The 18724-nt window shown below is 46.0% G+C and carries 16 protein-coding genes; 14 read left to right on the forward strand and 2 right to left on the reverse strand.

Features of this window, described 5'->3' with window-relative positions; all coding sequences use genetic code 11:
• Positions 1–213: 213 nt before the first annotated feature.
• On the forward strand, positions 214–1017 hold the full coding sequence (locus tag Q5873_RS01510) for a helix-turn-helix domain-containing protein (RefSeq protein ID WP_303059006.1): 804 nt from the start codon (positions 214–216) through the stop codon (positions 1015–1017).
• On the opposite strand, the gene lgt is transcribed toward Q5873_RS01510, so the two are convergent.
• On the reverse strand, positions 975–1760 hold the full coding sequence (gene lgt, locus Q5873_RS01515) for a prolipoprotein diacylglyceryl transferase (RefSeq protein ID WP_303059007.1): 786 nt from the start codon (positions 1758–1760) through the stop codon (positions 975–977). The genes Q5873_RS01510 and lgt overlap by 43 nt on opposite strands.
• 118 nt (positions 1761–1878) lie before the next feature.
• Between lgt and pheA the strand changes: the two genes are divergently transcribed.
• The 3 genes from pheA (at position 1879) to Q5873_RS01530 (ending at position 7822) form a co-directional block, all read left to right on the forward strand.
• Complete coding sequence (gene pheA, locus Q5873_RS01520; protein ID WP_303059008.1) at positions 1879–2730, forward strand: prephenate dehydratase; 852 nt, start codon at positions 1879–1881, stop codon at positions 2728–2730.
• A 13-nt stretch (positions 2731–2743) separates the two neighbouring features.
• On the forward strand, positions 2744–4765 hold the full coding sequence (locus Q5873_RS01525) for a glycosyl hydrolase family 18 protein (RefSeq protein WP_303059009.1): 2022 nt from the start codon (positions 2744–2746) through the stop codon (positions 4763–4765).
• A gap of 144 nt (positions 4766–4909) precedes the next feature.
• Positions 4910–7822 (forward strand): insulinase family protein, encoded by a 2913-nt coding sequence (locus Q5873_RS01530; RefSeq protein WP_303059010.1) that lies wholly within the window; start codon positions 4910–4912, stop codon positions 7820–7822.
• A 261-nt stretch (positions 7823–8083) separates the two neighbouring features.
• On the opposite strand, the gene rpsT is transcribed toward Q5873_RS01530, so the two are convergent.
• Positions 8084–8344 carry a 30S ribosomal protein S20 gene (gene rpsT, locus Q5873_RS01535; protein ID WP_205088306.1) on the reverse strand — a complete coding sequence of 87 codons (261 nt, stop codon included), beginning with the start codon at positions 8342–8344 and terminating at the stop codon, positions 8084–8086.
• A gap of 127 nt (positions 8345–8471) precedes the next feature.
• Here rpsT and polA point away from each other — a divergent pair, with 127 nt between their 5' ends.
• The 10 genes from polA (at position 8472) to infB (ending at position 18721) form a co-directional block, all read left to right on the forward strand.
• Positions 8472–11129: a DNA polymerase I gene (gene polA, locus Q5873_RS01540; protein ID WP_303059011.1), complete on the forward strand. Its 2658-nt coding sequence runs from the start codon at positions 8472–8474 to the stop codon at positions 11127–11129.
• An 8-nt stretch (positions 11130–11137) separates the two neighbouring features.
• A complete protein-coding gene (gene mutM, locus Q5873_RS01545; RefSeq protein ID WP_303059012.1) occupies positions 11138–11959 on the forward strand; it encodes a bifunctional DNA-formamidopyrimidine glycosylase/DNA-(apurinic or apyrimidinic site) lyase in 822 nt (273 codons plus the stop codon).
• A gap of 17 nt (positions 11960–11976) precedes the next feature.
• Positions 11977–12591, forward strand: coding sequence for a dephospho-CoA kinase (gene coaE, locus Q5873_RS01550; protein ID WP_288301823.1), 615 nt, complete (start codon positions 11977–11979; stop codon positions 12589–12591).
• A gap of 12 nt (positions 12592–12603) precedes the next feature.
• Positions 12604–13176, forward strand: a complete 573-nt coding sequence (locus Q5873_RS01555) for a lytic transglycosylase domain-containing protein (protein ID WP_028255994.1) — start codon at positions 12604–12606, stop codon at positions 13174–13176.
• 14 nt (positions 13177–13190) lie between these two features.
• Positions 13191–13844 (forward strand): hypothetical protein, encoded by a 654-nt coding sequence (locus Q5873_RS01560; RefSeq protein WP_303059013.1) that lies wholly within the window; start codon positions 13191–13193, stop codon positions 13842–13844.
• A gap of 233 nt (positions 13845–14077) precedes the next feature.
• A complete protein-coding gene (rimP, locus tag Q5873_RS01565) occupies positions 14078–14536 on the forward strand; it encodes a ribosome maturation factor RimP (protein WP_205088301.1) in 459 nt (152 codons plus the stop codon).
• A 49-nt stretch (positions 14537–14585) separates the two neighbouring features.
• Positions 14586–15683 (forward strand): transcription termination factor NusA, encoded by a 1098-nt coding sequence (gene nusA, locus Q5873_RS01570; protein ID WP_303059014.1) that lies wholly within the window; start codon positions 14586–14588, stop codon positions 15681–15683.
• On the forward strand, positions 15680–15946 hold the full coding sequence (gene rnpM, locus Q5873_RS01575; RefSeq protein ID WP_028255990.1) for an RNase P modulator RnpM: 267 nt from the start codon (positions 15680–15682) through the stop codon (positions 15944–15946). The genes nusA and rnpM overlap by 4 nt, the downstream gene beginning before the upstream one ends.
• The gene (locus tag Q5873_RS01580; RefSeq protein WP_303059015.1) at positions 15939–16244 is read left to right on the forward strand and encodes a L7Ae/L30e/S12e/Gadd45 family ribosomal protein; all 306 of its coding nucleotides are present in this window, start codon (positions 15939–15941) and stop codon (positions 16242–16244) included. Before rnpM ends, Q5873_RS01580 begins: the two co-directional genes overlap by 8 nt.
• 20 nt (positions 16245–16264) lie before the next feature.
• Positions 16265–18721 carry a translation initiation factor IF-2 gene (infB, locus tag Q5873_RS01585; RefSeq protein WP_303059016.1) on the forward strand — a complete coding sequence of 819 codons (2457 nt, stop codon included), beginning with the start codon at positions 16265–16267 and terminating at the stop codon, positions 18719–18721.
• The last annotated feature ends 3 nt before the right edge of the window (positions 18722–18724 follow it).

An 18724-nucleotide genomic window follows, 5' to 3' on the forward strand; every position in this document is an offset into this window, starting at 1 on the left:
TGTGATGTAGAATGCCCTTCGCAAGACCGGGCTTCAAAGCACTATCATAGGTGTCTTTTTGCATCATATATTCATTCGTTCATTTCGACGAATTGAAAAATTTTTACATTTATTTTGCATGTTGGTTTACAAAATCGTTTCCCGAAGGATTGTATATAGTAGAGGGGTAAATGATTAATCCTTTACGATTTCTGAGTATGGAGGCGATATACCATGAAGTACATGGAAGAGTTGAATAAATTTAACGTATGGATTGCGCTACATCCGGATGTGTCCTCATCGGCAAGAGTATTATGGTTTGTACTCATGCAGTATAATAATATGTTTGGTTGGAAGCGGGTATTTTCTGTTTCTATATCAACGTTAGCCAGTGCCACAGGGTTATCTGTCTCTGCGGTAAAACGAGCACGTTCTGTGTTACAACGTGCCGGACGTATTCGCTATACGCCGCGCAATCGTAGACTAGCTACATTATATGAAATCATTTCGTTGGCAGATGAAGGAATTAGAACAGCATATGTTGGTAATACGAAACCATCGAATGAAGAAATGAATCCTAACCACGTAACGACGTCGGTTGAATCAAAGGAGGATACATCGACTGTTCAATCGGATGACGTACAGGATGTAGTACGAGATGAATCACGAGATGAACAATATAGTGAGCCGTATAGTGAATCACAAGGCGAGCGCATATATAGACAAGACAAGACTAGACAAGACATATCTAAAGAAACCACAGTAAAGAAAGGTGAAGCTGCGAAAGGAAAAATGAAGAAAGAACCGAAGCGTTGTTTCACACCGCCTTCGGTTGCGGTGGTATGTGCCTGTGGCAAGGAGAGGGGCCATCGTATCGATTCGGAGACATTGGTAGGTATCTGCCAAGCGAAAAGGACCTCTCATGTGGTACACATGGAAGGCCCTCTTGATCGTTTATTGCGCTATGCTTGTGTCATATGTGTAGTAGCTGCGTCTTACACAGATTGGTTGTGTCGTTTGTCAGCCCACCCTAGGTAAATAAAGACAGCGATGCCGATAATCATAACGGTTAGGCTGGTTACTTGTGCCGATTTTAATCCTAAGGTAAGGGAGACGTAATCACCGCGAAGGAATTCTAAGCAGAAGCGAGCGGCAGAATAGAGAATGGCATACAATACGAACACTTGGCCTTTAGCATGTTTAAAGCTGCTGAAGAGAAGCAGTACGACAAAGATGAGAATATCAATTTGTCCTTCCCAAATTTCGACCGGCCATAACGGTTGTGCTCCGTACGTGCGATAGGCTAAGGTGGTTTCGGGATAGAGAATACCGAAGTTACCTCCCGTGGGATGTCCGAACGCATCACCGTTCATTAGATTAGCCATACGTCCTACGGATTGACCAAGAATTATGGCAGGTGCAAATAAATCGGCAAAGGCCCATGTATCGATGCCGTGCTTCTTCGTATACCAAATGCCTACCAGCGTGCCTAAAACAACACCGCCTTGGATGGCCATGCCGCCTTGCCAGACAAAGGGAATTTCCCACAGATGATTGTGGTAGTATGCCCAGTCGAAAAAGAATACATCCCATAACCTGGCACCGATAAGACCGGCTACACCTGTGTAAATAGAGAAATCAACAACGTGAGTGTGCCAACCGCGGCCATCTTTCTTCATTAGATAATAGGCCACGCAAGCGGCGGAGATAATGCCTAAGGCCAACAACAGACCGTAGGCGCGAACGGGGAATCCCCCGATAAAAAATAAATATTGATGCATAATGCCCTCCTTTTATTCGGTTGTAGTTTATTATAACTAAGTGACGGCATTATGACAATGAAAAGAGACCTGTGCTATAATAAAATCATTCTGTGCAGTAGAGAAAAGGGGGACACACATGCGAATCAGTTATTTAGGTCCGCAGGGAACATTTACGGAAGAGGCGTTGCAGCGTTACTGTACTATCCACGGTATAGAAGGTAAACGTCAGCCCATAAGTACGATTGATGGTGCCATTGAAGCCTGCATGCTCGATGAAGCGGATGTTGCGTTTGTGCCGGTAGAAAATTCACTGGGCGGTAGCGTGCTTACTACGATGGATTATTTGACGGAGCATAATGATGTTGCCATTTGCGGTGAGATTACTATGCCTATTCGCCATTATGCATGGGGGATCCCGGGGAGTGAGTTGGCCGGTATTCGTCAAGTCTATTCTCATCCGCAAGCACTTAGACAATGTAAACGTTTTCTTACGGATCGTTTGGCACAGGCAGATTGTCACGAAACGGCATCCACATCGGAGGCCGGGCGATGGGTAGCAGATAAAGGCGATACTGCCATGGCGGCTATCGGCGGATTGGCGTTGGGGCAAACGTATGGTTTAAAGCGATTGACCGATGAGATTCAGGATAATACGTTAAACGTAACGCGGTTTATCATGGTCAGACATGGTGCGGCTTCGCTGGCAAAGCCGGAGGGAGAGGTACATAAGTTATCTCTGCTGTGCGAATTGGATGGCTTGCGACCGGGATCGCTTTACGAAGGTTTAGCCATTTTCGCCAAGCGCGGTATTAATTTGGTTCGCATCGAATCGCGTCCCACAAAGGGACGATTGGGGGAATATAAATTTTTCTTTGATTTGGATATGAGTACAGGCTACGATAATGTGTCGGCCGCTGTCGAAGAATTACGGCAAACGGCAACGGCAGTACAGCTGTTTGGCATGTATCAATCGATAGCCGTAGAATAAGGAAGGATATTTCATGCAGAAAAAACGCATGACCAAGACATGGATAGTAACGGCACTGGGGCTAGGCATCGGCTCGATGATGTCTGTACAGGCCGCAACAATAACAGTGGTAAAAGCAGGACAGCACAAAACAACGCCGCAGGCAGTGACAACGGTAGTCCGTGCGGAAGAAGCTCCGAAGCATACACAGCGTGCGGATGTCGATTCGGACAATGAACAGACGATGATGCCGCAATTACCGATTTCGGTGGCAGGTGCCTTCGGATCGATAGAGACGGCTGATGAAGGAGCGCTTGTTGAAAACAATGAGGTTTTGGTGCCTTTCACGGTATATGAAAAAGCAAATTTAAACCACATTGTGAAAGCAAAACGAGGATACACAGTACGTTTACAAGGGTTGCGTCCTGCCGGCGATATGCTTTTCAACAACGGTACAGGTCAACGTACGGTTCCGTTGCCGGTTGTACAACGCAATGGCAAGGAGTATGTCAATCTTAGTCGTACGTCTTCGGCATTAGGCGTTGTTATGCAACGGAATAAAAAAGGTATCCTTCTGTCACCGCAGTTAGGCGCAGTGGAAAAACCGGTAAAACAGGCATTAGAGGCACCGTTGGCCTGGGCGTTCGACCCTACGGCTACGACGGGTACACCGTATAAACGAGCATTGACCGCTGCTGGTACATCTATTATTTCTCCCAGCTGGTTCCAATTAAGCCATAAAGGAACGGTGGAGACCACGGGGATACCCAGTGAAGAGTACGTCATGAATTACACGGCCTTAGGCTATCGGGTGTGGCCGTTGATTACAAATCAATTTAATCCTACATTGACACATACCATTTTATCCGACCCCGGTCATTGGGACGAATATGTGCGCGAGCTGGCAGGTTATGCCTTGGCGTATGGCTATGACGGCTATAATTTTGATTTTGAAAATATTGAGTTTAAAGACAAGGATCGCTTGACAGCTTTTGTAGAACATTTGAGTAAAGGACTGCAGGCGTATAATCTATATACCTCTATGGATGTTACGGGATACTCGAACAGCCCTAACTGGTCATTGGTATATGATCGTCCGGCGCTGGCAAAGTCGTTGGATTACATGGTTCTTATGGCTTATGATGAAACGTGGGCAGCCAGTCCCGTAGCGGGACCAGTGGCCAGCTATCCTTGGGTTAAGCGTAATTTGGAACGGCTCATTAAGGAAATTCCGGCGGAGAAAACTGTTCTGGGGGTACCGTTTTACATGCGTACATGGACAACGCCTATCGGTGCCGATGGCAAACCGGGTAAGGCAAGCTCTAAAACATTGGCGATGCCGGATAGCGAAGTGATTCGCACCACACATGCCAAATCGGTTACATGGGATGATAAAAAAGGATTGTACCATGTTGCCTTTTCGGATACCTCTACAGAGAATGCGGATATCCGTAACGCCTTAAAGGAAGATATAGCCGATGTGGTATCTGCCTATGCGAGTCATCCTACAGGAGCGACGGCTAAAGGTTCGTCTGGAGCATCGGCTAAGAGTTTATCCGGGCTATCGGCTAAAAGCTCATCTGTAATAACAGTAACAAAGGAAACGGATGCGGAAGAAACACCGTTCGGTATAGTGCCGATACAGGTAGTGCGCGCTCCGGCAGAAACGGCATCGAATGCGGACGGAGTAGCTATCGTTGTAAATAAGGATAGAGTTAAGGAGGATGTATCCGATACATCCGATACGGCTGAAGCATCCAACACATCTGCTATAGCACACAATAGTCCTATGCGTAAACATGGAACGGCGTATATGCGCACGGATATTTGGTTTGAAGACAGTACCTCTTTACAAAAGAAGCTGGCTCTTGTAGGCGAAGAAGGAATTGCAGGTTTTGCTGCATGGCGCAAGGGCTTCGAGTCGGACAGTGTTCGCGATTGGCTGTATCGATCCTATCCGGCGCTGGCAAAGTCCGTAGTCGATACAAAGGATAAGGGCGAGAAAAAAGAAGCTACGCATAAAAATGGTAAAAAAGCTCGTTCCGGAAAGCGGTAGCAAAGAATATCCGTTCGTGTTATAATACAGATGTTAGGTTGTGAAAATGATAATTGCTAACAATTTAAAAGCAGAGTGAAAGCAATTTAAAATGTATTTACAGCCTACGCTAAGAAGAACAATTTAAAAGTGAGGGATAGCTTAATGAAAGTTAACGATACATATGCCGGCTTTCGCGTAGAACGTGTAGAGACGGTAAAAGAAGTCAATGGTGTAGCGTACTTGCTGCGTCACGAAAAATCGGGGGCACGTTTGTTATATATTGATGCGCCGGATACGAATAAGGTCTTTTCCGTTTCGTTCCGGACGCCGCCGAAGGATAGTACCGGGGTAGCTCATATTATGGAACACTCCGTATTGTGCGGATCTAGAAAATTCCCGCTGAAGGAGCCTTTTGTGGAATTGGTAAAAGGTTCGTTGAATACGTTCCTTAATGCCATGACCTATCCGGACAAAACGATGTACCCGGTAGCCAGCAAGAACGACAAGGATTTCCACAATTTAATGGATGTATACCTTGATGCGGTATTCCATCCGCGTGTAGCTGAAGATCCGCAGATTGTTATGCAGGAAGGTTGGCATTACGAACTGGATTCCGTAGATGACGAATTGACGTACAAAGGCGTTGTATATAATGAAATGAAGGGTGTATTCTCTTCGGCAGATTCTATTTTGGAACGTCATATGATGTCGGAACTCTTTCCGGATACTACCTACGGTGTAGAATCCGGCGGTGATCCCGATTATATTACGGATTTAACCTACGATGCCTTCAAAGCGTTTTACCACAGCTATTACCATCCGTCCAACAGCTATATGTTCTTGTACGGACAGATGAATATCAAGGAACAGTTGGATTTTATTAATGATGAGTACCTGTCCGACTTTGATGCGATTACGGTAGATTCCGAAATCGGTTTACAAGCACCGTTCAAAGCCGGCAAGGTAGCATCGTATCCGTACAGCATCGGCAAGGATGAAGACGAAGCGGGACGGAGCATGCACTCCTTGACCTATGTCATGCCGGAGATGACGCCGGAAAAAAGCTTGGCCTTTGAAATTATTACCCATGCCTTACTGACATCGCCGGCAGCACCGTTGAAACAAGCGTTGGTAAAAGCAGGTATCGGCACGGACATCAGCGGTTATTATTTGGACAGCTTGCGTCAGCCGATTTGGAACATTACGGCTACCGGCTCCGACATGAATAAACAAAGGCAGCTGCAGACGATTGTAGAAGATACCCTCCGCGATATGGTGGCGAAGGGTCTTGATAAGACAATGTTGGAAGCATCCTTAAACAGTACGGAATTTTCTTTGCGTGAAGCCGATTTCGGCGGTCGTCCGATCGGGTTGGCTTACGGCATTCGCGTTATGGATAATTGGATTTACGATCGTGATCCGATTGAAATTTTAGCGTATGAAGAAGCATTGCGTACAATTCGTGAAGGCTTGAACGGTAATTATTTTGAAACTTTGATTACTGACTATATTCTTACAAATACTCACAAAGCATTGGTATCCATTTATCCGGAAAAGGGGATGCAGGAAAAGAAGGAAGCGGCAGAGCGAGAAAAGTTGGCGGCTCTTAAAGAATCCATGTCCAAGGAAGAATTGGAAACCATTGTAGAACAGACAAAAGCCTTGAAGGCTCGGCAGGAAGCACCGGACTCTCCGGAAGCCTTGGCGACGATTCCGCTGTTGGAGCTTAGCGATTTAAGTCCCGAAGTAGAACATATCGAACGCCGCGAAGAAACATTGGGGGCCGCAAGACTTCACTTTATCCCGACGGCAGCCAAGGGGATTAACTATACGGCGTTCTACTTTGGCGTAGACTGCTTGACGGAAGAGGAACTGTTCTATGCGGAAGTGCTCAGCGATTGTATCGGTCGGGTCGATACGGACGCACACAGCTATGAAGCGATTGCCAACGATATTAATTTAAACCTGGGCGGTTTCAGTATTGATATGGCAGCCATCGGTAAGAGCGGTGATCGCGATGTATACACACCGTTGATGGTGGTGCGTGCAAAAGCATTACACAGTAAACTAAAAGAGTTGGTTCGTATTATTGATGAACTCTTGTATCACAGTCGTTATACGGATGCGGTGCGCTTGACGGAACTTGTAAAAGAAGAAAAGGCCGTATGGGATACGGAAGCCTTCCGCCGCGGGCATACGCTGGTTTCCACACAGGTAACGGCGCAGGTATCCGACATCGGACGTTTTCGTCAGGCTGATGGCCTAGGTTACTTTGCGCAATTAGCGGAATTGGTAAAAGATGAAAAAGGTCTTTCCCGATTAGGTGAAAAGATGGCAGCCGTAGCTTCCAAGCTATTCCGTACGTCCAATTTAAATGTGATGTTCGTCGGTGAAGAAGAAGAGTATGCGCGCTTTAAGGAATTAGTAACACCTGTTATCGGCGCATGGCCGGATGCTACATTGCCTACCGGTGTGTTGACATTTACAGGTGATTACAAAAACGAAGGCATCATCACCAGCGGTAAGGTACAGTATGTAGCGAAAGGCGGTAATTTCAAGGATCATGGCTATACCCATGTAGGTGCCATGAGTGTCTTGGAAAATATCCTGCGCTATGAATATTTGTGGATTCGCATCCGCGTTCAAGGCGGAGCCTACGGCGCCTTTGCTAATTTCTATAACAACGGCAATATGGTATTCTGCAGCTACCGCGATCCTAACTTAACGGAGTCCTTGCATGTTTATGATGAATTGCCGGCGTATCTCCGTCAGTTCAGCGTATCGGAACGTGAAATGCGTAAATATATTATCGGCACCATGAGTAATCTCGATTTGCCGGTAACACCGTCTTTGCGCGGTGCCAGAGCTATGGGTATTTACTTCGGAGAAGGCAGCGAAGAAAAACAACGCAAATTCCGCGAGCAGGTAATTGCTTGTACGCAAGAGGATATCCGTGCATTGGCTGATGTTGTAGAGTCTGTCATGAAAGATAATCACGTCAGTGTTATGGGCGGTGAACAGAAAATTAAATCGGCTGCCGATGTATTTGATACGGTAGTGGCGCTGCCGCAATAATATCTGAGTATGTTGTGAATACGATGTAAGGTCTGTTATATAGTAGACGGGTAGAACGTATTCCACATAGTAGACGTACATAAAACAGTAGAACATATATAAAATAGTAGAACGTACATAAAATAAAAGCCTCCGTCTTGTATGGGTTATGGTACCGATACGGGACGGAGGTTTTGTTTTGTCCTATAACTCTTTTTTTATATAATCTTTTTAGGGAATAAAAAAAGACTATCGGTATTCGATAGTCTTTTCTGCAGCTGATTAAAGAGCATTAACCTTAGCAGCCAAGTTAGATTTTTTACGGGCTGCCGTGTTTTTATGAAGAACGCCTTTGGAGGCTGCTTTATCAATTACGCTAGTAGCTTGAACAAGTGCTTTTTTAGCATCTTCTACTGCGCCGGCTTGAACAGCTTCAACCGTTTTGCGGGTTACTGTACGAATCTGGGATTTCACAGCGGCATTTTTCGCACGACGTTCAGCATCCGTTTTTACGCTTCTAATACTGGATTTGATATTCGGCAATTGAGTCACCTCCTTATGTACTAACATTATACTCGAATAATTATAGCATAGAGATTAGCGTTGCGCAATACCTTATAGTACAGGATTTGTGGTATAATAGCGGAAGATATGAAATGCGAGGTGTGTTATGAGTAAATTAATGATTATAGACGGCAGTAGCTTACTGTATCGCGCTTTTTTTGCGCTTCCGCCGCTGAATAATGCATTAGGTGTTCCTACCAATGCAGTGTACGGCTTCTTAACCATGCTAACAAAATTGTATGATGAAATCCATCCCGATTATATTGCGGTGGCATTTGATAAAGGAAAAGAAACATTTCGTACGGAACTATATCCGGATTATAAGGGAAACCGTCCCAACGCGCCGGACGATTTACGACCGCAGTTTGCGTTAATCCGTGAAGTGTTAGAGGCATTGGGGATTAAAGTTATCGAAGAGGAAGGGTACGAAGGGGACGATATTATCGGTTCTCTCAGTAAGTCCCTGGGCAATGCGGACACCGATGTGTATATTATTACGGGGGATCGTGACAGCCTGCAATTGGTTGATGAGTACAGTCGTGTGCTGCTTACCAAAAAAGGAATTTCCGACATGCTGACGGTAACGCCGGATACGATGAAGGAAATTTACGGATACGGTCCGGAGTTAGTCATCGAAATGAAATCGCTTATGGGGGACAGCTCGGATAATATTCCCGGCGTTCCCGGCGTCGGTGAAAAGACGGCATTGAAATTATTAAACCAGTTCGGTAGCTTGGAAGGCGTATATGATAATCTTGAAGCAGTAAGCGGAAAAAAGTTGAAGGAACGGTTAACGGAAAATAAGGACTTGGCCTTTTTATCCCGTGAATTGGCAACGATTAAGACGGACATGGATTTGCCCTATACATTGAATGATTTTGTACAACATGCACATACTACGGAATTTATTCCCCTGTTTGATAAGCTGGGATTTCACGCCGTAACGCCGCGATTGATGCGGGCAATGGGACTGGAGGAAAGCGCAACGCATACCGGTGACAGTGATTCGCTGTTTGCTGATTTTGCCAATCCGCCGGAGATTACTTGGCAGGAAAAGGAAGCCTTTGTGCCGAGTTTCTGGCAGGATAAAGTGATATCCATCGCTTTTGAGGCTGCCGGGACATCTCCGTTTTGGGATCCTAAGGTAGTATTCATCAGTAATGGTGATGACGTGATTCGTTTGGGCGGTGATGATGCCAATCGTGAAACAGTATTGCGTGCCTGCAATGAAGCAAAAGCCGTCATAACAACGGATAGCAAAATGCTACTGGAAATGTTGGGTGTGACGGCACCGGCAGATATTGCTATTTATACTGCGGCATCAAATACAGAGGATGAGGCCGAAGCCGTTCGTCTTTATGATGTTACGCTAATGGCGTATCTGGCCGATCCGACGCGTACCAATTATGGCATCGGCTATTTGTGTGAACGCTTCGAGGTGCCCGCCGTGCCCGACGGCGGTGCGATGGAACTGGCCGGGACGGCTGTGGCGTTACAGGCTATGTATGGTCCGGCGGTACATCTATTGAAGGAACAGCAGCTGTGGGACTTATATAAGGATGTAGAGCTTCCGTTGGTGTATACCCTGGCTGTGATGGAAAAGAATGGCATTTATATTAATCCGGAACGATTGCAAGCACTGCGTCAGCGTTTTACCGAGGAAGTAGAAACACTTCGTCAACGTATTTACGAGGAAGCCGGCGAAACCTTTAACATTAACTCGCCGAAACAGTTGGGACATATTTTGTTTGAAACCTTACAACTGCCGGTGATTAAAAAGACAAAAACAGGTTACTCCACAGATGCGGAGGTTCTTGATATGCTGCGCGCGGAACACCCGATTGTGGAAGATATCCTGGCATATCGCACGGTAGCCAAGCTATTATCTACATATATTGATGGTCTGGAGGACTTGATCAATCCCGATACGAAACGTATTCACACCAGCTTTAATCAGATGGTCACGGCGACGGGACGATTGAGCAGTTCCAATCCGAATTTACAGAATATTCCGGTGCGGACGGAAAAGGGAAAAGAAATTCGCGGCTTGTTCTTACCCGGCGAAGGCTATGATTGGTTGGTAAGCGCGGATTATTCACAAATCGAATTGCGTGTATTGGCCCATTTATCCGAAGATCCGGCGTTGATCAAGGCATTTAACGATGGTATGGATATCCATCGCTTCACGGCGGCCGAGGTACTGGGAAAATCCCCGGAAGAGGTAACATCGGAAGAACGATCGCACGCAAAGGCTGTTAACTTTGGGATTATCTATGGCATCAGTGATTTTGGTTTGTCACGTGATTTGGGAATTACGCGCGAAGCAGCTAAGAATTATATTTCCTTATATTTCAGCCGCTATCCGAAGGTTAAAGCTTATATGGATGCTATGGTAGCGATGGCTCATGAAACCGGAATGGTACGGACTATGTTCGGTCGTTTGCGTGCATTGCCGGATATTAATAGTCGTAATTTCAATCGTCGCTCCTTTGCGGAACGCACGGCGATGAATACGCCGATTCAAGGGACGGCGGCGGATATTATTAAGCTAGCCATGAATAAGGTAGAGGCACGGCTCCGTGACGACGGTTATACATCACGACTTTTATTGCAGGTGCACGATGAATTGGTGCTGGAAGTTACCAATGAGGAAAAGGATGCCGTAGAAGCGCTGCTGAAAGAATGTATGGAATCGGTAGTACAGCTGGCAGTACCGCTTATTGTCGATGTACATAGTGCCACTACATGGGCGGATGTAAAATAGGAGGTACTATGCCTGAATTACCGGAAGTGGAATTGATACGACGCTACATCGACAGCCAAGTAGCAGGGAAACGCATCGGTAGGATCGATTCCTTGCTGCCGCGGATGTGGCGTAATACAACAGCTGAAGTTGCATCGCAAGTATTGACCGATGCTGTGATTACCGGCGTGAAGCGTCGCGGGAAATATTTAGTGCTTTCCATGGAAAACGGGACTTTGCTTATTGTTCATTTAAAACTGACGGGACGTTTAATTTATCGCAGTACGCCGAGGACGGAACGCTTTGACAGAGTGCTGTTTTATTTGGACGATGGCAGTGTGTTGGCCTTTGGTGATATCCGCACGTTAGGTGCGCTATACCTTTTTGCTTCGTCAAAGGACATTGATTTACCCGGCTTATTGCAGATGGGCGTTGAACCGCTGAGTACGGCATTTACGGGAGCAAAGCTGTATGCTATGACTTCGCGTCACAGTACACCGATTAAAGTATTTTTGCTCAACCAAAAATATGTGGCCGGCATTGGTAATATCTATGCGGATGAGGCGCTGTTTCTGGCGCGGATTCATCCGCGCCGCCGGGCAGACAGCTTGACCGAAAAAGAGTGTGCTTCTTTGCACAGGGCCATTCGAAAGGTGTTGCGGGACAGCTTGGAACGTGGTGGCACAAGCTTTAGGGATTATCGCAACGGGGAAGGCAAAGCGGGACATAATCAAGAGTATCTTGCTGTTTACGGCCGTGCCGGTAAACCTTGCGTACGATGCAAGCGCATATTGGAAGACACTGTATTGGGCGGTCGTCATACAGTGTATTGTTCACATTGCCAAAAATAAAGAATCGAGGAACAGGTATGTATAAAATCGGATTAACCGGCGGCATCGCTTCTGGGAAAAGCACAGTTGTTAATTGGCTTTTACGGCATGGTGCGGTAGCCATCGATGCGGATTTGGTAGCGAGAGAAGTGGTGGAACCCGGTACGCCGGGGCTGGCAGCCTTGCGCGACGCATTCGGAGATGATATAGTAACAACGGACGGAACGCTGGATAGAGCGGCCCTCGGTGCTATCGTATTTACCGATGAAGCAAAGCGCAAACAGCTGAATGCATTGTTGCATGGTTTTATCAAAGAGGCGATTGATGCAAAAGCAAAGCAACTGGAGGCTCAAGGCTATGCGGCGGCTATTTATGATATTCCGCTTTTAATCGAAACGGAATGGTATAAAGACATGGATGAAGTATGGCTGGTTTATGTATCGCCGGAAACGCAGCTGCATCGCTTGATGGAGCGCAACGGCTATTCGGAGGAAGAAGCAAGTCACCGAATCGCCAGTCAAATGTCATTCGATGAGAAGCGTCCGTACAGTGATCAGATTATCGATAATAACGGTACACCGGAAGAATTAGAACAGAAGTTACGTGTATTATGGAATGGAAAGAAACATCTTTTTGCGTTACAGGCGCGGTAAAGGAGGGACACGGTGCGAGGTAAGACCTTTTTGGCTTGGACAGCCATTATTGTAGGACTGTATTATTACAGCTATGGCATGCCATGTTTGGCAAGGCTTTACGCGTATCCTTTCGATCACAGAGAAATCGTAGTGACGGCAGCACAGGAAAATAAGGTATCGCCGTCATTAGTAGCCGGTGTGATATTGGCAGAAAGTAAGTTCAAAGAAGATGCCAAGTCGGCTCCGGGCGCTATGGGGCTTATGCAACTCATGCCGGATACGGCGCATTGGATTGCGGAACAACTGAATCAGCCCAAGATGACTGATGAAGATATTAAGGAACCGGCTACCAATATTAAACTGGGAACATGGTATTTAGCATATCTGTTGGATGAGTTTAAAGGCAATGAAATTTTAGCCTTGGCTGCGTACAATGCCGGTCGCGGTCACGTGGAAGAATGGATGAAGGAATACGGTTGGGACGATAGCTTTAATGATATTGATGCGATTCCTTTCGGAGAAACGCGCAATTATGTACGCAGTGTACTGGCCAACCAAAAACGATACACCGAGTTGTATGAAGATGTAACTGATGGCAAGTAGAGAGGTAGGTAACAGTGGAAAAAATTATTGAAGCATGCAAAGACCTGGATTTTTCCTGGTTGCCACCGACAATTGCGGATTTTACGCTTACTGTCGAATGCACGGCGGATGATGCGGGCTATCATCTCTTCTCTTATGAAAATGACAAGGGATGGCGATGGGAAGCCTTGTACGATAAGGAAGTCGAGGATTATACCGTGCATGTACGCATGCCGTTATTTGAGTTTACTGACATTAGCTTTGTCCGCGAAGAGGTAACATCCTATTGGGATGGCATGAAAGCGCGTTGTGTAGAGGGATTGACGTCGTTGCTGATCACTCCGGAAAAAGGATTTACCTACGCGTATAAGAACAAACAATTACCTACTTGGAAGTATGAAGACATATTACCGCCGAGCATCGGTGAATTTGTAAGGGACATTACGCCGGATAAAGCGATACGCATGATCAACGGCTCCTATATTATCTGTGAGTATTGTCGTCCCGACGATCGGTCCGGCTTATTATTGTTTTACAATGTGCTGCGCGATGAATTTTTCGCAGAGCTGCGACGACATAACTTCCCGGAAATCAGCCATCGCTTAGATGCGAAGACACTTCCAAAGCTGGAGCAGGTGCTTCGCGAGCATTTGGAAGATATCTTGACGGACTTGGCAGGACGCCTGTAATCACTTTTACGAAATGACTTTATCACCGTTTCACATGCATGCGGATACAAGGTCGGTTAATGAACATGAGCGATGTACATTTTATTTGCGCATCTATGTGTTTGATGATATAATGTTACATGACTTTTATATAAACTGTTAAAAGAGTGGGCTTTGGCTCACTCTTTAATTTATACTGACGAGAGTTAACCATCGCAGCATAGATAGAAAACTATATAAAGGAGGCGACAGCGATGAAACGAGAAGCAGTAGAAGAGTTGGTTACTTCGATTGTGGAGACCATTATTGCAGATACCGATATGGAGCTGGTCGACGTAGAATACGTGCGTGAGCGCGACTGGTACTTACGGGTATATCTCGATAAGCAAGGCGGCGTTGATTTGGACGACTGCCAAATGGTCAGCGAAAAGTTAAGCGAAGTATTGGATAAGAAGGATCCGATTAAGGAAAATTATTTATTGGAAGTATCTTCGCCGGGACTTGATCGCGTATTGAAGAAAGAAAAGGACTTTATCCGTTACAAAGGCAGTAAGGTAGATGTCCAGCTCTTTAAACCGGTAAATGGCAGCAAACAATTTACCGGTGAACTCGGTGATTATACTGATACAACCATTACTATTATTACCGAAAAGGAAACGATGACGTTGGAACGCAGCGCCATTGCTCAGATTCGACTTCATTTTGAATTTTAATGAAGTGAATCACATAACAACTGAAGAATAATTATTGGAGGAATAGACAGTGAGTCAAGAATTAGTACAAGCGGTTTCGGTGTTAACAAAGAATAAAGGATTGGCACCGGAGGTTATCTTTGAATCTTTGGAGGTTGCTTTATTGCAAGCGTATCGCAAAGAGCCGGGATTTAACCCCGAAGCTTATGTAGAAATTAATCGCGAAACCGGTGACTATCGTGTGCTGGCTAAAAAACAGGTTGTGGAAGACGTTACCGATGATGCCACACAAATCAGTCTTGATGATGCACGGATGCAGGATTTGCGGTACGAAGTCGGCGATATCGTAGCTGTTAACGTAACGCCGTCGAATTTTGGACGCAGTGCGGCCCATACGGCAAAGCAAATGCTTACGCAGCGTCTTAAAGAAGCAGAGCGCAGCATTGTATACGAAGAATACTTCAGCCGCGAAGGCGATATCATTACCGGCGTTATCGAACGCGTGGAAGGTCGTAATGCGTTCATCAACTTGGGAAAAACGGAAGCTATTTTGCCTCCGGCAGAACAAATTCCCGGAGAATCCTATCAGGTCGGCGATCGCTTGAAATGCTATATTGTGGAAGTAAAGAAAACCACCAAAGGTCCTCAGATTATGATTTCCCGTACCCATCCGGGATTATTAAAGCGCTTGTTTGAATTGGAAGTTCCGGAAATTAAGGAAGGCGTTATCGAGTTAAAATCGGTGGCACGTGAACCGGGCATGCGCTCTAAAATTGCCGTGTTCTCTCGCGACGAAACCATCGATGCCGTAGGTGCTTGCGTAGGACCGCGTGGTCAGCGTGTACAGAACATCGTTGATGAATTGCAGGATGAAAAAATCGATATTGTAAAATGGGACGAAGATCCGGCGGTATACATTGCTAATTCATTGAGTCCGGCGAAGGTAATTTCCGTTACCGTTCAGGAAGACGAAAAAGCATCCCGTGTTGTTGTACCGGATTATCAGTTGTCCTTGGCTATCGGTAAAGCCGGTCAAAATGCACGTTTGGCCGCTAAACTGACAAACTGGAAAATCGATATTAAGAGTGAATCACAGGCTGAAGAAGCAGATGATGCTGTAAGTGCAGCCGATGATTCTGTTGTAGAATCCACAGGAGATGCGGAATGAAAAAGAAAACCCCGCCCATGCGTGTTTGCGTAGGCTGTGGTGAGCTTCGCCCCAAAAAGGAGTTGCTCAGAATCGTGTGCTCGCCGGAAGGAGAGATTTCCTTGGATCGTACCGGAAAAGCCGCCGGTCGCGGTGCATATATCGAACCGAAGGAGTCTTGCTTCGAAGAGGCATACAAGGCAAAACGTTTGGAGCGTTCATTGAAAAAAAGTGTGTCCGCCGAAGTTTATGCGGCACTGAAGGATGCATTATTACATGAATGAGCAGAAAATTAAAAATCTTCTCGGCTTGGCACAGCGTGCGGGCAAGTTGATTTCCGGAGACTTTGCCGTTGAAAAAGCCGTGAAACGCGGTGGCGCACCGTTGGTAATTTTAGCAATGGATTGCGCTGTAAATAATACAAAAAAATATACTCAAATGGCCGAAACTCATGGAGTTCCGTTGCGTACATTATTGACGAAGGAGGAACTGGGACAGGCTATTGGAAAAGAATTGCGTGCAGTAGTTTTGGTAAATGATAGCGGATTTGCCAAGGCGCTGTTAGCTGAAATAGATCAGTAATGACTCAAGGGGGTATGCAGATGTCCAAAAAAAGAATTTATGAAGTAGCAAAAGAATTGGGCGTAAAAAATCAGCAGGTTATCGATGTGCTGCAAAAACATAATATTGAGGCCAAAAATAATTTTAATGCCATTGACGAAAAAGCTATTGACATTGTAAAAAAAGCATTGAAAGGTAACGATAAGCCGAAGGCTAAGACGGAACAGAGCGGACACCAGGATAAAGGCGGACACGCAGCGCAGAACAATCGCGCACATGACACGCGTGCAAACGAAGACCGCAACCACGATAACCGCAATAACGGCGGTAAACAGAATCATCGCAAGCAGTCTGAAAAGCAGGAGGCCCGTCATAATGATCGTCATGAAAAACGCGATAATAATCGCGATGGCAATCGCAAGCACGACAATGCGAAAAACGATGGCCGCCATGGTAACGGTCATGACAATAACCGCAGCAATGATTCTAATCGCGGCAACGATACTAATCGCAATGAACGAAACGATCGCCGCAATAAACGCGGTGATAATCATGGCGATGACCGTCGTGGTAAAAACGATAATCGCAACGATCGTCGCAATAAAAAAGATAAAAAGAACAGACGTGACGGCAATCGTCCGCAATCCCTCTTGTCCACATCCTTAGCAAAAAGCAAGAATAAGGTAAAACAGCGTAACGAACAGAATCGTCAGCACAAGGAAGAAGAAAAACGCCGCGCTGAAGCAGCCATTGCGACAGCCATCGAATTAGACGGCCCGCTTACTGTAAAAGAGTTGGCAGATAAAATGGGGCGTGAAGTCAGCGAAATTATTAAAAAGTTGATGTTCCTCGGCGTTATGGCTACGATTAATCAGGAAATCGATGTTGATACGGCAACTATCGTAGCAGAAGACTTTGGTGTGGAAGTAACCGAAGTGGAACCGGCAGAAGATCCTACAGAAATCAAGGAAATCGAGGATGCGCCGGAAACATTGCAGCCGCGCCCGCCGGTTGTTACTATCATGGGGCATGTTGACCATGGTAAAACTTCGTTGTTGGACGTAATTCGTCAGACCAATGTAACAGCCCATGAAGCCGGCGGTATTACGCAGCACATCGGTGCGTACATGGTACGTTACAAAGGAAATAAGATTACCTTCTTGGATACCCCGGGTCATGAAGCCTTTACCGCTATGCGTCTGCGCGGTGCACAGTCGACGGATATTGCCGTTCTCGTCGTTGCTGCCGATGACGGTGTTATGCCACAGACAATCGAAGCTATCAACCATGCTAAATCTGCTAATGTGCCGGTATTGGTAGCCATTAACAAGATGGATAAGCCGGGGGCAAATCTGGATCATGTAAAACAACAGTTAGCCGAACATGGCTTATTGCCGGAAGAATGGGGCGGCGATACAATCATGGTTCCCGTATCCGCTAAGAAACGTCAGGGTATTGATGACTTGTTGGAAAATATCTTGCTCGTAGCAGAAGTTATGGAACTGAAGGCCAATCCGAATCGCCATGCGCAAGGCGTTGTTATCGAAGCAAAACTCGATAAAGGACGTGGTCCGGTATGTACCGTACTCGTACAGAAGGGGACACTTCGCGTAGGCGATACCATTATCGCAGGTACCGCTTTCGGTAAAGTGCGTGCCATGACTAACGAACGAGGCGAAAAGGTAAAAGCAGCCCGTCCGTCTATGCCGGTGGAAGTTCTCGGTTTGTCCGATGTACCGCAGGCAGGGGAAATTATGGACGCTGTCGATGATAACGAAGCACGTACCATTGCGGAAAAACGTATTGAAAAACAGCGTGTATCCGAAATGCAGAAAACTCACAAGGTTACCTTGGATGATATCTTCAATCAGATTCAGCAAGGCGAGTTGAAGGATTTAAATATTATTATTAAAGCGGACGTACAGGGTTCCGTAGAAGCATTGCGTCAATCGCTAGAAGCAATTAAGAATCCGGAAGTACGCATCGTGATTGTTCATGCCGCTGTTGGTGCCATCAATGAATCCGACGTTATGCTGGCATCGGCATCCAATGCGATTATCATTGGCTTTAACGTACGCCCGGATGCATTGGTTCGTAAGGCAGCGGAAAAAGAAAATGTGGATCTTCGCACCTATCGCGTTATTTACGATGCTATCAATGACGTAGAAAACGCCATGCGCGGTATGTTGACTCCGGAATTTAAAGAAGTAATTTTAGGTCGTGCCGAAGTACGCCAGGTTATTTCTACGCCGAAGGCAATCGTAGCCGGTTCCTATGTAACGGAAGGTAAGATTACTAATAATTCGGAAATTCGCTTGATTCGTGACGGTATTGTTGTTCACGAAGGCAAGGTTGATTCGTTGCGCCGCTTTAAGGATGAAGTGAAAGAAGTAAAGAGCAGCTTTGAATGCGGTATTTCCATTGAAAAATATCGCGATATTAAGGAAGGCGACGTTATTGAAGCCTATGTTATGGAAGAAATTACGCCGCAGCTATAATCG

Source organism: Veillonella magna, assembly GCF_959600285.1.
Taxonomy (GTDB): domain Bacteria; phylum Bacillota; class Negativicutes; order Veillonellales; family Veillonellaceae; genus Veillonella_A; species Veillonella_A magna.